General features: G+C 69.9%; 15 protein-coding genes. 8 read left to right on the forward strand and 7 right to left on the reverse strand.

Annotation, left to right across the window (positions count from 1 at the left end):
• Window positions 1–156: 156 nt before the first annotated feature.
• Complete coding sequence (locus tag GCU67_RS20180; RefSeq protein WP_163613166.1) at window positions 157–777, forward strand: hypothetical protein; 621 nt, start codon at window positions 157–159, stop codon at window positions 775–777.
• A gap of 372 nt (window positions 778–1,149) precedes the next feature.
• Window positions 1,150–2,340: an MFS transporter gene (locus GCU67_RS20185; protein WP_211661798.1), complete on the forward strand. Its 1,191-nt coding sequence runs from the start codon at window positions 1,150–1,152 to the stop codon at window positions 2,338–2,340.
• Between the two features lie 111 nt (window positions 2,341–2,451).
• On the opposite strand, the gene GCU67_RS20190 is transcribed toward GCU67_RS20185, so the two are convergent.
• The 5 genes from GCU67_RS20190 to GCU67_RS20210 all read right to left on the reverse strand — a co-directional run bounded on the left by GCU67_RS20190 (window position 2,452) and on the right by GCU67_RS20210 (window position 6,516).
• The gene (locus GCU67_RS20190; RefSeq protein ID WP_163613167.1) at window positions 2,452–3,093 is read right to left on the reverse strand and encodes a hypothetical protein; all 642 of its coding nucleotides are present in this window, start codon (window positions 3,091–3,093) and stop codon (window positions 2,452–2,454) included.
• Between the two features lies 1 nt (window position 3,094).
• The gene (locus GCU67_RS20195; protein ID WP_163613168.1) at window positions 3,095–4,189 is read right to left on the reverse strand and encodes a hypothetical protein; all 1,095 of its coding nucleotides are present in this window, start codon (window positions 4,187–4,189) and stop codon (window positions 3,095–3,097) included.
• The gene (locus tag GCU67_RS20200; protein WP_163613169.1) at window positions 4,186–4,803 is read right to left on the reverse strand and encodes an ATP-binding cassette domain-containing protein; all 618 of its coding nucleotides are present in this window, start codon (window positions 4,801–4,803) and stop codon (window positions 4,186–4,188) included. Before GCU67_RS20200 ends, GCU67_RS20195 begins: the two co-directional genes overlap by 4 nt.
• Window positions 4,804–4,822: 19 nt before the next feature.
• Entirely contained in the window at window positions 4,823–5,995 is a 1,173-nt protein-coding gene (locus tag GCU67_RS20205; RefSeq protein WP_211661799.1) for a biotin/lipoyl attachment domain-containing protein, read from the reverse strand.
• Window positions 5,996–6,318: 323 nt separating this feature from the next.
• Complete coding sequence (locus GCU67_RS20210) at window positions 6,319–6,516, reverse strand: hypothetical protein (RefSeq protein WP_163613171.1); 198 nt, start codon at window positions 6,514–6,516, stop codon at window positions 6,319–6,321.
• A gap of 423 nt (window positions 6,517–6,939) precedes the next feature.
• Between GCU67_RS20210 and GCU67_RS20215 the strand changes: the two genes are divergently transcribed.
• Entirely contained in the window at window positions 6,940–7,194 is a 255-nt protein-coding gene (locus tag GCU67_RS20215; protein ID WP_163613172.1) for a hypothetical protein, read from the forward strand.
• A 338-nt stretch (window positions 7,195–7,532) separates the two neighbouring features.
• On the opposite strand, the gene GCU67_RS20220 is transcribed toward GCU67_RS20215, so the two are convergent.
• A complete protein-coding gene (locus tag GCU67_RS20220) occupies window positions 7,533–7,862 on the reverse strand; it encodes a hypothetical protein (RefSeq protein WP_163613173.1) in 330 nt (109 codons plus the stop codon).
• Window positions 7,863–8,080: 218 nt separating this feature from the next.
• Between GCU67_RS20220 and GCU67_RS20225 the strand changes: the two genes are divergently transcribed.
• From GCU67_RS20225 to GCU67_RS20240, 4 genes are all read left to right on the forward strand, one after another.
• Complete coding sequence (locus GCU67_RS20225) at window positions 8,081–8,527, forward strand: plasmid mobilization protein (RefSeq protein ID WP_163613174.1); 447 nt, start codon at window positions 8,081–8,083, stop codon at window positions 8,525–8,527.
• On the forward strand, window positions 8,527–10,110 hold the full coding sequence (locus GCU67_RS20230; RefSeq protein ID WP_246215461.1) for a relaxase/mobilization nuclease domain-containing protein: 1,584 nt from the start codon (window positions 8,527–8,529) through the stop codon (window positions 10,108–10,110). The genes GCU67_RS20225 and GCU67_RS20230 overlap by 1 nt, the downstream gene beginning before the upstream one ends.
• Window positions 10,111–10,138: 28 nt before the next feature.
• Window positions 10,139–11,083: a coiled-coil domain-containing protein gene (locus GCU67_RS20235; RefSeq protein ID WP_163613176.1), complete on the forward strand. Its 945-nt coding sequence runs from the start codon at window positions 10,139–10,141 to the stop codon at window positions 11,081–11,083.
• A gap of 300 nt (window positions 11,084–11,383) precedes the next feature.
• Entirely contained in the window at window positions 11,384–12,289 is a 906-nt protein-coding gene (locus GCU67_RS20240; RefSeq protein WP_163613177.1) for a matrixin family metalloprotease, read from the forward strand.
• 75 nt (window positions 12,290–12,364) lie between these two features.
• On the opposite strand, the gene GCU67_RS20245 is transcribed toward GCU67_RS20240, so the two are convergent.
• Complete coding sequence (locus tag GCU67_RS20245) at window positions 12,365–12,784, reverse strand: hypothetical protein (protein WP_163613178.1); 420 nt, start codon at window positions 12,782–12,784, stop codon at window positions 12,365–12,367.
• Between the two features lie 541 nt (window positions 12,785–13,325).
• Between GCU67_RS20245 and GCU67_RS20250 the strand changes: the two genes are divergently transcribed.
• Window positions 13,326–13,652, forward strand: a complete 327-nt coding sequence (locus tag GCU67_RS20250; protein ID WP_211661800.1) for a PadR family transcriptional regulator — start codon at window positions 13,326–13,328, stop codon at window positions 13,650–13,652.
• Window positions 13,653–14,158 lie beyond the last annotated feature (506 nt).

Here is a 14,158-nt window from a genome sequence, read left to right on the forward strand (position 1 = left end):
ATGCACCCGTTGAGACCGCCGGCCTTTGTGAGTGGTTGGCGATGGCCGAGAACGTCCTTTACTTGCCAGCTGGCAAGTGTCACGCGGCAGGTAGCCCCCTCGGCAGCGGCGGCGCGGCTCGCGGACCCCTGCGAGTGGTAGTGCGAGGCTCCGGGCGTGCGCATGGTCACTGTCTTCTCACTGTTCGCTGTCGCCGTGACGATCGCGGGGTGCAGCGGCTCGCAGCCACCGGTGACGGACAACGCTCCCGTCGTAGGTGCTGTACCCGTCGCGGAGGGCAACGCCCCCATCGTTGCGGTTGACGCCGACGCCGAGGGCAACACGCTGATCCCAGCTCAGTACCCCGTGTGTGACCAGGGTGCCGAAATCTTGGCCTACCTGGAGTCGGGCAACAACAACGGCGACCCGGAGCTGGACAGGGTGTTCGCCAGCTACGTCGGGGTTCCCGCTCCACAAGCTCGCGCCCTGGCCGGTCAGTGGATCGAGGCGTGCGATGAGCAGCAGATCGAGATAGAGATGGCCAAGGCCGCTGCCCAGGCAGAGGCTGCTGCGTCATCGGCGGAAGCTCGACGTGAGTCGGCGGTGACCGCTGAGCGGACACGGTCCTGCGCGGCTATCGGCGGGGAAGCTGACCACGACGGCGACTTGTGCCGCGCCCCGGCAGCTGCGGGAGAGGACTGTCGCTTCGCTTGGGTCTACTTCACCGCCGAGGGGACCATCGACCAGGAGTCCTACGACAACGAGATGGAGTGGGGAGGCGGGTGCTTCCCGTCATGACCGGTGGAGCGGACTGCAGTGCTGAGCCCTGCTCGAGCGTGGACACCTGCGCGTAGCCACGTCCACGTCCACGTGCGCCGGCTAGCGGAAGCGGCTGTTGCTCAGGGCGTCAGCTGCCACTTCAGGACGGCCGCGGCCTTGCGCTGCACCGCACTCTGACCTGGCGCTACGGCTGATCTTCGATAGCCTGCCGAGGATGATCGGTTTCGTCGTCGCCTTCAGCTGACGGTCCTGCGGCCCACCCCTCGCAGCCTGCTGTACCGACCTGGGTGGGTCTTAACGCGCCATTTTTCGGCGCTGGACCACTGACGGCGCACCCCGAGACGGCGACTTCCTCGTCCCTCCGGAGGTGCCTTCCGCATCGGAGACGACGTGCCTTCCACCCATCCTTCCTACCGCGCTGCCCTGATGTACCCGCACATCTTGCGGTCGTTCCTGCCCAGCATGCTGGGGAGACTCTCGCTGGCCGTGTCTGGCCTCGCCCTGGTGCTGCACCTGCAGGCCACCACCGGTTCCTTCACCGTGAGCGGGGCGGTGACGGCCGCTTTCGGCATCGCCAACGTCGTCGCTACACCCTGGCGTGCTCGAGCCATCGACCGGTTCGGTCAGGCCTGGCCGTTGGCAGGACTCGGTGCCGTCCACGCGGTGACGCTGGCCGTCCTGGCCGGGGCGCCGACGGATGACCGGCCGGTCCTCGTCTGCCTGGGTGTGGTCGCCGGCCTGTCGGCTCCGCCGTTCGGCGCGACCATGCGGGTGGTGTGGTCCCAGGCGCTGCCCGAGGGGCTGCTGCGGACCCGGGGCCTGAGCCTGGATGCCGTCACCGAGGAGATCGTCTTCACTGCCGGGCCCCTGGCCGGCGCTGCGCTCATCGCTGTGTCCGACCCCCTGGTGGCTTTACTGGCCTCGGCCGGGCTGACCGCCCTGGGCGCGGGCTCCTACGTGACCAGCCCGCTGTCCTTGCGCCAGCGAGGCCACGTCCCCGACGCCGTGGGTGAGGTGGCCGAGGTGATCCGGCCGTTGCGCACCCCTGGCTTCCTCCCCGTCGTCTGGGCGCTCCTGGCTCCGGGCATCATCCTCGGAGCAGTCGAGATCGCTGCCCCAGCGATCGGCGTCGCCGCCGGTAGCACCGTCCTCGCCGGGGCGCTGCTGGCGGTGTTCGCCGGCGCCAGCGCCCTCGGTGGCCTGTTGTACGGCCGGCTGGAATGGAAGCTCTCACCTGGCCGTCGACTGGTGATCCTTGGTGCTGGCCTGATCGGCACGACCGCGCTCAGCGGCCTCATCGGATCCACCGGCGTCCTAGTCGTCGGCATCGGACTGATGGGCGCGTTCATCGCCCCGATGCTGATCACCGGCTACCTAGCCGCAGACCAGTTGACCGATGCGCGCGTGCACACTGAAGCCAGCAGTTGGATCAACACGTCGGTCAACCTCGGCGCCGCCCTGGGCTCCGGTCTCTACGGTCTGTTCCTCGATGAGGTCACGCCCGGGTCGTCCCTGGTCCTATGTGCGGTGGCCGCTGCCTTGGTCACTGCGGCTGGCTTCTTCCGGCTGGTCAAGACGTGAGTCAGCTCGCCGGCCCGACAAGAGATGGGTAGTGGGCCGTCCGTTACCGGGCGTTCCGGTCAGCTTGCGCGGCTGCTTACCCAGCCACCGAAGGCTGGCTGTTCGAGGTCCTCAGGGCGTGGACAAGGGGTCGAACATGAACGGGATGGCCACGCCGGGGTAGAGGGTCTTACCGGTCGACTGGATGCAGGTCGTGAGCTGGTCGACGGGGGCGTTGGCGGGGTCGGATTGCAGGTCGGGGACGTTGGTCTCCTGGCCGGAGACGTTGACACCTCGGTCGCGTAGGCACTGCTGGACGCCGGCGAGCAGGGCAGCGTCCATGCGGGGCTCGTTTGTTGCGAAGTACTGGTCATCCACGAGGCCCCGCCATTGGGCGTAGCAGTCCTTCTCGGCTTGTTGGATGTTGCCCTCTCCGACCCCTGGGCCGGGGGTCATCTCATAGAGGTACCGCTGGTTGTCAGCCAGTGACAGTTGAGGGTCGGTGACCTTTACGCCGGTCTGCCGGATGCAGGAGACGTGGGCGTCCATCGCGTCGCGGTACTCGGCGTCGGTGACCTTGCCGTCGTTGAGGATGTTGGCCTGGAAGGTGAGCCCGGCGTCCTGGGCTTGGCGTGCAGCGACCTGCACGGGCCCCTCGGATTTGCTGCCCTCGTCGCTGGAGCACGCTGCCAGGACCAGGGACAGCGACACGAGGACCGCTCCCCGGAGCTCGGTCGCCCGGTGGGTCGCGGACTTTCGGTTGCGCAGGGTCATCTCAGAATCCCTTCAAGGCGTCCAGTAGGCCCTTCTTTCGGGTCCACAGCAGGAACGCGACCGGTATGACGAGCGTGCTGATCTGCAGGCTGAGCAGGTCCAGGGGAGCCAGTCTCAGGGCTGCCGCTGAGGCATCGGGTACCAGCGCGGTGAGGGTGAGGACCCCGGCGATGGATGCCGGCAGCACGCCCAGCAGCACCACCTCGCACAGGTGCATGAGGAACAGGGCGCCACGGCGGATGCCCAGCAGGGCGTAGAGGGCGTCGTCGGAGCGGCGCCCGTACCAGAGGTAGGCGGTCGTCAAGAAGAGCAGCAGGAAGCCGGCGGGCCACCCGAACTGCGAGCGCCGGTCCTGGAGTTCCTCATCGGGGCTGATGCCGAGCTGGTTGTTGCGCAGCCACGGCGTGGTCACCGATTCGGTGTCGGCGGGGAACCAGGAGGACAGCAGGGTGCCGATGTCATTGGCGGCGCCTGGGTCGGCGGCGATGACGCACTCGGTGGTGGTGCCGACCGGTGGGGAGACGATGAGGATCTGCCGGTCGGCCGCGGTGTCGCGCGGGGAGGGGTCCATGACCATCGAGACGGCTGCGGTGTCGGGGACCCAGGTGCGACTGGGCCGGGTGAAGGTCAGCGCGGCCTCGGGCACCAGACCCAGGTTGGCCGCGGCGAGGCTGCCCACGACGACCCCGTCGGTGAGGACCTGGGCTTGGGGCCAGACCGCGGAGACGTAGCCCGGTGTCACGCGCAGGACGTCGTAGGTGGCCAGGGGCTGGTTGGCCGCGCCCGTGGTGGCGCGCTCCAACACGCTGCCGGCGGCCTGCACCCCGTCCACGGCCTGCAGCGCGTCGCAGCGGGCCGCGGGGATGCGCGCGGTCTCGGTGACGCCGGCTTCCCGCCACACGTAGCGCCCGGCGGCGACCTGCTCATCGAAGCGGGTGCTGATGCCGTCCACGTCGTGCACGGTGAACGCGACACAGCCGATGGCCGCGGCCGCGGCGATCGTGACGCGGAGCAGGCTGGACAGCGGGGTGGCTGCGACGTTCCGCACGGCCTCCTGCACGGCAAGGCGGGTCTTCTGCCGGCTGCTGATGCTCACGCCGCGGCCAGGGCGGGGAGGTCCAGCACGCGGTGGCAGGCCTGGGCCACGGCCTGGTCGTGGGTAGCCACGACGACCACCGAGCCGTTGCGGGCGGCGGCGTCCAGGGCCTGGCAGACCAGCGCCCGGTTGCGGGCGTCGAGGGAGGCGGTGGGTTCATCGGCGAGGATGAGGTCGGCGCGGCTGGCGATGCAGCGGGCCACGGCCGCTCGCTGCCGCTCACCCCCGGACAGCCGGAAGAGACGGGTGCCGGCCAGGTCACCGAGCCCGAGGAGCTGCAGCGCCGAGCGTGCTGCGTCCTCGGCCTGCTGCCGGGTGGCGCCGGCGGACAGCGGGCCGAGGCTGACGTTGTCCAGGACGGTGCGGCGGGTCAGGCCCGGGGAGTTCTGGAAGATCCAGCTCACCGCCTGCTCACCCGGCGGGGCGCCGGTGACGCGGCGGGTGCCCTCACCGGGTGGCATGAGGCCGGACAGGATCGCCAGCAGCGTCGACTTCCCCGAGCCGGAGGGGCCCATGAGCGCGGTCAGGTCCCCGGACTCCAGCGTCAGGGACAGGCCACTGAACAGGCGCCGGTCGGCGAACGCGACCCCGACCCCCTCCAGGTGGAACTTCACCGCGGCACCGCGCGCAGCTTCACGCGCATGTGCGGTCCCGCGCCGGTGGGGAGACAGCGACGGTGACGTCGTCGGTGAGGTCTCCGGTGACGACAGCGCGGTCGAAGGTGTTGCCCACCACGACGACCCGCTCCGCGGCCGTGGCGGTTCCGCGCCTGGCCAGCACGCAGGAGTTCCCGGTCTGGGAGGTGAAGATCGCTGCCGCCGGCACGGAGAACTCCCCGGGCCCGGGTGCGGTGGTGAGCTGGGCGCCCACGGTGCGGCTGCCTGGCTCCAGCAGCTCCAGCAGTGCGGGGAAGGACGCCGGCGCCACGTGCGCGCGGTCCTCTACCAGCTCCAGCGGGGTTCCGTTGACGGCCAGCTGCGCATCGGCGGGCGCGGTGAAGGACTGCACGGGCTGGGCATCGGCCTCCGGCGGGGTCACCTCGGCCGGTGAGGGAGCGCTGGTGTCGGGCCCGGTGGGCTGCTCGACGCCGGCAGGAGCCTGGTCCCCGGCATCCTGCTCCAGGGTGAGCGTCGCTTCGGTGACGCTGCGGCGGGCGGTGAGGACCGGCTCGCCGGCGGCTGGGGCGGGTGCGCCGAGAACCAGCTCGTTGGTGGCGACGACGACCTCACCGGCGGGCAGGTAGAAGAACCAGTTGGGGTCGAACGACGCTCCGGACGTGTCACCGCCGGGCACCTGGCTGACGGCCTTCTGCAGCTGCGCGACACCCCTGGCGGTGGCTTGGGAGTAGGTCGACCCTGCCCCGGAGGAGTACCCCAGTGAGGTCAGCGTGGCGTGCAGCATGGCGACGTCGGGTCCCTTGTCGCCCACGGCCAGTGGGCGGGCGAAGGGTCGCTCGGAGTTGACCGCGAGCCGGGTCATCCCCCCGATCACGGCAAGGGGCTGACCACTGGTGAGTGTCTGGCCGGGCTGGACCAGGAGCTGCTCGACGATGCCGGTGAGCGCGGGGGCCAGGACCGTGGCCCCGCCCTCGAGCCGGAGGGAGATGTTGACCTCCTGAACCACGGCGGCGGTGTTGGCCTGGACCTCGACGTAGACGGTCTGGGGGTCGGCCAAGGTGACCGAGTCCGCGCGGTGCTGCAGCAGCCACACGGCGACGGCAGGGACCGCGACCCACAGCACCAAGCCGAACAGGAGCAGCGGAAGCCGGCCAGCGCGGGCGAGGCGCGTGAGTCCATTTCGGGGCACGGTCATCTCCCGTCGGTGTCCGTCGGCTGTCGCCACAATCTCCAGCGACTGCGAGCCGGCCCCTGTCGAGAGCGGGTGCTGCGCCTGCGACGTTGTGTCCGTTGTAGTACACCAATGACTCGTCGCTGGAGAGCCTCGGACAGGCCGGAGGGGGAGGCCTGAGACGAATGAGGCGGTGCACCTGCCGATCAATCGCCTTGCTGCGGACTTCGTCGTGTACCGGCTGCGAGAAGTGGTCGACCCGCTGCCAAATGCTCAGGACGAGCAGTCCTGGCAGCCACGGGGGTAGCCGCCAGGACCGTGCTGCACGCTAGCGCGGTCGATCAAGACGGTGGGGCGTCGTCCTCGGCGCGTTCGATGTTCCAGGCCGGCGTCCAGCGGCCAACTGCGAAGCCGAAGCGGGGTGCGATCTCGCGGTGGTACTCGACGCAGCCCAGCCACCCGTCGCCGCGGTCCTCGCTCTGCTGCCAGCCGTGCAGCAGCGCCGGGGTGTGCCACTCGCCGCCCCATCGGACGCGCACCGGCACCGGAGGGTGCAGCCGGCGATCGGCCTCCTCCAGGGCCAGGGCAAGGTCGTCCGTGGAGGTGACGAGGAGGTGATCGGGTACCGGCAGCCGGCGGGGTGGCGGACCGGGTTCGCGTGGTGACACCACCCCACTGTTGCGACCTGCGCCGACAGTCTCCTGCTGCACCGGCCTGGCGGCCGGTCGCTTCGCCGTGGTGGTCACGAGACCGGCCTGCGGCCGGTGGCTTCGCCGTGGTGGCTGGGTTGGGGGGTGCGGCAGGTCGTCCCAGCATGCGGGGTCGGGGGCCCGACCGGTCAAGGCCGCTTCGCGCCGGCTGCGCCGGTCGGCTTCGCCGAGCCTGGACCGCCCACCCTCAACCCCGCACCCCGGGACTCCCGACCCGCCGCACACCGCGGCGGCCGAGGAGGAGGACACCTGATGATGACCGAACGCGACTACTTCCCTGCTGAGCAGGACCACGTCAGGGACGCGACGCAGGCGGTGCAGGAGGGCTTGCACCAGCTGGGCAACCACGTCGCATACCTGCAGACGCTGCTGGAGGAGCCGGGCGCAGGCCTGGCCAGCCAGCTGGAGGACACACACGGACTGATCGCCGGCCTCCTCGAGCGGCTGGACGGCGTGCGCGAGGCACAGGCGGCGCTGCTCACCGCGGTCATCATCGAGTTGCAGTAGGCATAAGGCGGCCGGCCAGGGGAGCCCCTGCGCCGGCCGCCCGGCCACCGCCGGACCGCCGCTGCCGTGCATCAGTCGCACCACCGCTGTTCCAGGCGGCCAACCACCCCCCGCCCCCTTCCCGGCAAGAAGAAGTCAGCGGGTGCAGGAGGCCGTGGAGGTCAAGGTGGAGCGCCCGGAGCGCAGCGAGGACGTACGACCTTGACCGGAGCGGACGCGCCCGCAGGCTCGGATTGCCGGGAGGGGAGCGGAGCTCCCGCAGCGCCGGCGTAGCCGGCTCAACCGCGCGGAGCGCGCCGGTGCTGACCGAAGGTCAGCGCCGACGGGCGGACCGAAGGTCAGGCCGGCTCCTGCTGCCCGTTGGCCGTGGCGGCACCGACGGCTGCATCCCCGGCGCCACCGGTCTGCTTGCGGTTCCGGCGAGGTCGACCGGGCAGTCGCCGCTCGGGGGCATCGAAGCCGACGGCCTTGAGATCGGCTTCGCTCCATCCGGCGCGCAGCGCCTCGGCGTAGGCCTGCGCGTCGGCGACCTCGGCCTCGTCGATCACCCGGCGGGCGTCGGCTAGAGCGGCACGGCGGTCGGCCAGTGTGCGGATGGAGCCGAAGCGCGGGTCGAGCAGCTGGCGGGCACGTTCCACGGCCTCGTCGGCACCAAGGTCAGCAGGCATGCAACGACCCTAGCGGCGGGTATTTCCGTGGTCCACCGCTGTAGCGCGCGGAAACCCAGTGAGGTGAGGCGGTAGAGCCAGTGAGGTGAGGCGGTTGAGCAAGCTAGTGGTTTGGGTAACCCAAACCGAGGACGGGGTCGACAGGCGCCCCCGGTCCTGGGCAGACTTCGTCTGGTCCCGCGGTCGCGGGAGCGCTGCGCTGGGCGGAAGGAGCCCCCATGACCGACGCCGAGCCCGCTCCGCGAGGCACGGTCGGGCGCCGTCGCCGGGCCCGCGTGGCCGGCGGTCGCACCGGTAACCACCGGGTGCGGGTGAGTGCTGAGGAGGAGGCCGTGCTGCAGCAGTTGGCGGCGGCGCAGGGCGTGGACGTCGTCGAGCTGCTGGTCGAGTCCGCGCTGGCCGGGGACCGGGAGACCGCGGCGATGCGCCGGCAGGCCATGACGGAGCTGTTCAAGGTCGCCAGGCTGCTGGGCAGCATCTGCAACAACGTCAACCAGCTCGCCCGGCACGCCAACTCCGGGCCGGCGTTCCCGGCGGATGCGGCCGCGACGCTGGCGGCGGTGCGGCGGCTGCTGCCGCGGGTGGAGGAGACCCTGGACGGGTTGGGTGTGTCTGCTCAGTCGCGGGTGTTCGCCGGCCCCGTCCGGGAGGGCCTGACCCCGTGATGCCCAACATCACCCGGGGCAGGCGGCTGGGTGGGCTGATGCAGTACCTGGTCGGTCCGGGCCGGTCCGATGAGCACACCGAGCCGCACCTGGTCGCCGGTGATCCGGCGATCATGGCGTGGCACGACACCGCCGAGCTGGACGGGGCGGCAGCGCGTGAGATCGCGTCTGCGCTGGACCGCCCCCGGCAGTTGTTCGGCACCGAGATCCCCGACGGGCATGTGTGGCACTGCTCGCTGAGCCTGCGCGCCAGCGAGGGCGTGCAGAGCGATGAGAAGTGGGCCGAGCTGTCCTCGGAGTTCGTCGAGGGCATGGGGTTCACCGGCGGCGGCAAGGCCGACGTCCGGTGGGTCGCGGTGCGCCACGGGCTGTCGACCAACGGCAACGACCACGTGCACATCGTGGTCAACCTGGTCCGCGAGGACGGCACGAAGGCCAACCCCTACCGGGACCGGGTCCGGGCCCAGCGCCTGGCCGGAGAGCTGGAGCGCAAGCACGGCCTGGAGGTGCTGGAGGAGCGCGGCGCCGGGCGCGGCGAGCGGTCCCCGACGCGCGCCGAGGTCGAGCGCGCGGCACGCGAGGGCCGGCCCGAGCCGCACCGCAAGACCCTCGGTCGGATCGTCCGCGCGGCCGCCACGGCATCGGAGAACGAAGCGGAGTTCGTGCGCCGTATGCGCCGGTCGGGAGTACTCGTCGACGGCCGGATCGCGGCCGGCACCTCCGACGTCATCACCGGCTACTCGGTGGCCCTGCGACCGGTCGCCGGTGAGCGGCCGCTGTACGTCGGTGGCCGATTGCTGGCCAAGGACTTGTCACTCGATCGGCTGCGCCAGGGCTGGCCGGACAGCCCTGAGCACGCCAGCGCGGCCGCGGCGGAATGGATCGCGGCCAAGCGTGGCCGGCGCCCCGTGGCGCCAGGCCGCGAGGTCGAGGAGGTCACCGACCAGCAGTGGCATGAGCTCATCGCCCAGCAGAGCCAGATGAGCAAGTACCTGAGCAGCGTCCCGGTCGACGACTGGGCCACCTGGTCACGGGTGGCCAGTGAGACGTCGGGTGCGTTCGCGGCCTGGTCGCGCCAGGTCGAAGCCACCCCGGGGCCGCTGGCCGAGGTCGCGGACTCCCTCGCTCGGTCGGCACAGGTCCGGGGCCCGCAGACCGCCCGGCCGAAGGTCGGCACACCGTCGATGCGGGGCGCGGCGATGCTGCTGTCCTCCGTCGCCCACGGCGGGCAGGGCACCGTCGCGCAAGCCGTGCTGTTCAGCCAGCTGCGGGCCACGGTCAAGGCCATGCGCCAGGCCCACGAGGCGGTCGGCGACGCCCGCCGAGCAGCAGAGATCGAGCGCGTCATGGGCGAGCGGCTGGCCGGCGTCCGCGCTGGCCTCCCGAAGCTGCAGCCCAAGACTGCGGCGGTGGCTGACCCCGCCGCGGCAGAGGCCAAGCGGGTCGCCTCGATCGGGCGCCGGCCCTTCACCGGCGCCGACCTGGCCGACCGGCCCGGGTCGGTGCTGCCAGCGAGGCTGACGCCGTCACGGCAGGAGCAGGACGCCGAACGCGCCGGACGCGGATCGGACCTAGAGCGATGACCACGACAGCGAACGGGAGTGTGCGGCGATGAGCGAGTCCGACGGCGTTGACGAGGTCGTGGGCGGCGGTGTCCGAGTGGCGATCACCGCCGCCGGGCTCGTCGCCGAGAGGCTGGCCGAAGCGCGCGTTCAGCGGGCTCGTCAGGCCGAGGCCGCCAGCGTGGAGGAGACCCGCCGGCTGGAGGCACGGCTGACCGCCGAGCGCGCCGCGGCACGCGCCCAGCTCACCCAGATCGACCGCGAGGGGTGGTGGGACAACGCTGGCGTGGACGACGTCGCCGACGCATGGGAGACCGCCCAGGCCTGGCGGCAGCTGGACCCAGCGGCCGAGCGCGCCGCGGAGCGGATCGAGCGCGAGGTGCGCGACCGCTACGGCGTCGACGTTCACAACGTCGACGGCCTGGACCGAGCCACCCCCGAGCGCGCTGCAGCCGAACGCGAAGCTGCCGGAATGGAGCGCAGGCGGGCACGACAGGCCGGAGAGGACCTGGAGGCCGCGCTGCTGCTGGCCAGCACTAACAGCCCCGCGGCGGCGGAGGAGCTGGGGGCTGACGCTGATCCCGAGCGCACGCCCTTGGATTGGGGCCGGAAGGCCGAGGAGTTCCAGGCCGCCGGCTACTCCCGCGAGGCCGCGGAGAAGCTGGCCACCGACTACCTGGAGTGGGAGGACCGTGACGCGGCCGCCGGCGGCAGCGTGAAAACCCCGGTGCGCGACCCCGACGACCTGGCCCACCAGGTCGTCGCCGGCATCCGCGCCAACGCAGAGCGCGACGTCACCGGGCGCCGGGCGGACCTGGCGAAGGCACTGGCCGGTGTCAACGACCACGAGGCTGTCGAGGCCCGGCTGCAAGCCGACGTCTCCGCCGGCCGACCAGCACGAGATGCAGTCACCATGCCCCGCCAGCGGGCGCCCAAGGCCCGCAAGGACCGTGGTGCCGGCGTCCAGGTCCGACAGCGGGGTCTGGGCCGCTGACGGCGCGCGTTCAGCGAGACTGAGCTGGGGCTCGCCCTCGCGTCTCTCCAGCGCTGCTTCAGGCGACACGCCCTAGTTGGTCGCTTGACACTCCGGAACCCTCTTGTCACCTATCTCCTCAGCGCGTACACAGCTCACCGAGGGTGACCACCGGGTCGCCCTGCGGTACGGCGAGAGTCAGGCCAAGCACCTGATGACAAGCACATGCACGGCTCGCCCGCCGCTGCTGTCTCCCCTGCGTTGAGGAGCACATCCGCAATGACTTGGCGTCTTTCTCGCTCGATCGCCGCAGCAGTCCTGGTGCTCGGCGTCTCGGTCTCGGCGGCACCCACTGCCCTGGCAGCACCACCGGACAATCCCAAGATCAACGCCCCTCTGACCGATCTTAAGAACTACCCGAAGCGCACTTCCATCACCCCGCCGAAGCCGGCTCCGAGCTCATTCAGCTCAGCCACCCAAGTCGGCGCGGACCTCACTGTCACGTCATCGGTCAAGCTGGCCGACGGGATGATGAGCACGACAACCTACGACCCGGGTCCTGGCATCAGTGCCGACCAGTTAGCCACGTCGTTGCGCGCCGCCGGAACATCAAACGTGGCTGTCGTCCCGGCTTCCGCGGCCCTGAGCGTCCAGAAGTTCTCGACTGGCGGCATGTCGATTGCTGCCAGCGGCCCTCCCGCCCGAACGGCTTGTTCCTACGGGACCGCAAGGACCTTCTGCCCCTCCTCCGATCCCAACAGGGCGCCCCAGATCTTTTGGTCGAATGATGGGTACTCGGACCCGCAAGTCTATTTCAACGACCACACCGGGAACCTGTGGCCCACTGACGCAGCCGTCTACACCTGGAATCAGTCGGTAGGCATCGACTCCTTCTACAAGTACAACGCATGCGGACCGGCCGGTACCCACTGCGTCAACGTCTTCAGTGGCGTGTACAACACGGATTGGTCAGGGGCTACGAACCATAACTGGGACCCCAGTACCGGGCGCATCATTGGAGCTAGCACCCAGCTGAACGAGCGGTGGGCGCGACAGCCTGACGGCTACCGTAAGACGGTTTGTCATGAGCTCGGGCACGTTCTCGGTATGGACCACAACGTCCAGGACTACAGCTGCATGTGGGCCAACAGCACTGAGGTCGCGCACCGGGTACCGGACTCCGACGACTTCAACATGCTCGCAACCCTGTACTCGATCGTCCGCTGAAACACTCTCCCGGTCAGGGCCGCATGCGCACAGCGCGGTCCTGGCCGGGATCAACGCCGACGCACTCGCCGTCGATCATTCGCAACGGGATGTCGGCGCATGCTCAGCCGGAACGAAATTCACAGTTGCATCCGCCTCAGCAAAACGCGCGTCCGCGACGGTGAATGTCAGCAAGTCGTCACCGGCCATGATCATACTGCCATCAATGGAGTTGACCGTCTCACTGAACCCAGAAGTCCGGACAGGAGTCAGCTCCGGCAGTGCGGTTACAGCAACCCAGTCGCGCCCCTGGAAATTTGCTTCTCGACCTCCGCAGTGAACATACAAGGAGAATGGCTCTCCAGCGGAGACCGCCTCTTCGACAACCTGGTCGGAAGCGACAGGAGCTTCCGACGCTGCGGGAACTTGTGCCGTATTTGATGAGACTTGCTGCTGCGCTGTACAGCCAGCCAGTCCGAAGACTGCAACGATAGCAAAGCCTTTGACTATTCTCACGGGTACTCCAAGTAGCTAAGGGGCGAGGCTACCGAGGGTTCCTGACGGGCCAATACGCCTCAGTAAGGCGCGCCGACCATCGCATTGCAGTCATCCCACCGCCCCCTGCAGTCACTGTGCGTACCGTTCTGCCCCGCTCTGCTGAGGTCAATGAGCCGCACGCAGACGTTCGCGGCTCCCCCCGACGGCAGCCCGGAGGTTGGCTGCCCTGACCGCGGAGCACTTCGGCTGACGCCTCGTCCTTAGGCGGTGAACAGCCCGTCCGGGGGCAAGTTCAGCGGGAGCGGTTTGAGCCGTTTCCCGTGACCGCGCTCGGGGTGGTAGCCCTTGAACGGCAGGATCGGATCGGTTTGGATCGGGCAAGTCGGTGTCTCTCACCAGCTGACGCCCGCTTCCTCGCCGGGGGGCGCCAACGGTGGCTGTTGGCGCCCCCGGGTCGTGGGCTATGAAGGGGACATCGGGAACGTCAGTTCCAACGGGCGCGATTCGGTGGCCTCTGTGGACGTCCGATGGCTCCCTATGTAGAGTTACGACCATGCGAATGAGCAGCACGACGCTGGCGGTGCTCGCCGCCTTCCTCAACGCCGCGCCAGCGCCTCGCTACGGGCTAGAGCTGATGAGAGAAGCCGACGTGAAGTCGGGCAGCCTCTACCCCATCCTTGACCGCCTCGAGGACGAGGGCTGGGTCGTTGGGCAATGGGAGGAGACGACCGCCCAAGCAGCAGGTCGTCCGCGGCGGCGGTATTACCAGCTGACCGCTCTGGGCGTGATCTCAGCTACCCAAGAAGTGCAGCGGGTACGTGCCCGACTGGGGGCCGCCGGTGGCTCCATCGCCGCTCAGCCTGCTGGCTTCGGGGTTCTTTCGTGAGCGTGCTGGGGGACGCGCTGGTCGGCGTTTTCTTGGGCGGTGGCGGCGTAGTTGGCGCTGCGGTGGGGGCAGAGGTCATCGGCAGCTCGCGGTGGTTGTCCCGCCGGCTGATCCATCGTGCGAGTAGGCGGGTGCCCGAGCGGCGTCGAGAGACCCGCCGCGAAGAGTGGTTTGCCGAGTGGGACGCATTCGACGGTGCGGACCTCTCGCGCCTCCTGTGGGCCCTGGGCGTCTACGTCGGCGCTCAGCGCATGGCCGTGCGGGGCTCCCGGGCTAGTCGGGCGGCTACGCGGGAACCGGCGCCGACGGATGCAGGGTCGGAGACGTATCTGCAGCTAGGTGAGGTGCGGGTTAGGACGGTTTCGGAGTACAGCTCGCCGATCGGCTTTCGATCGGATGATCGGTTGATCCTCACCTGGGACTCTTATGCCGAGCAGCTGTCGAAATCTCGGATCCGCCACGAGAGCCCAGCGGTGACGGTAGAGCAGGTGATAGCGGCAAACCGG

Source organism: Modestobacter muralis, from assembly GCF_010682105.1.
GTDB lineage: Bacteria > Actinomycetota > Actinomycetes > Mycobacteriales > Geodermatophilaceae > Modestobacter > Modestobacter muralis.

Excerpts from the sequence above, each read along its gene's own strand:
- GCU67_RS20220 (WP_163613173.1), bottom strand. The coding sequence starts at position 7,862 with ATGCCTGCTGACCTTGGTGCCGACGAGGCCGTGGAACGTGCCCGCCAG.
- GCU67_RS20215 (WP_163613172.1), top strand. The coding sequence starts at position 6,940 with ATGATGACCGAACGCGACTACTTCCCTGCTGAGCAGGACCACGTCAGG.
- GCU67_RS20230 (WP_246215461.1), top strand. The coding sequence starts at position 8,527 with ATGCCCAACATCACCCGGGGCAGGCGGCTGGGTGGGCTGATGCAGTAC.
- GCU67_RS20250 (WP_211661800.1), top strand. The coding sequence starts at position 13,326 with ATGAGCAGCACGACGCTGGCGGTGCTCGCCGCCTTCCTCAACGCCGCG.
- GCU67_RS20190 (WP_163613167.1), bottom strand. The coding sequence starts at position 3,093 with ATGACCCTGCGCAACCGAAAGTCCGCGACCCACCGGGCGACCGAGCTC.
- GCU67_RS20235 (WP_163613176.1), top strand. The coding sequence starts at position 10,139 with ATGAGCGAGTCCGACGGCGTTGACGAGGTCGTGGGCGGCGGTGTCCGA.
- GCU67_RS20225 (WP_163613174.1), top strand. The coding sequence starts at position 8,081 with ATGACCGACGCCGAGCCCGCTCCGCGAGGCACGGTCGGGCGCCGTCGC.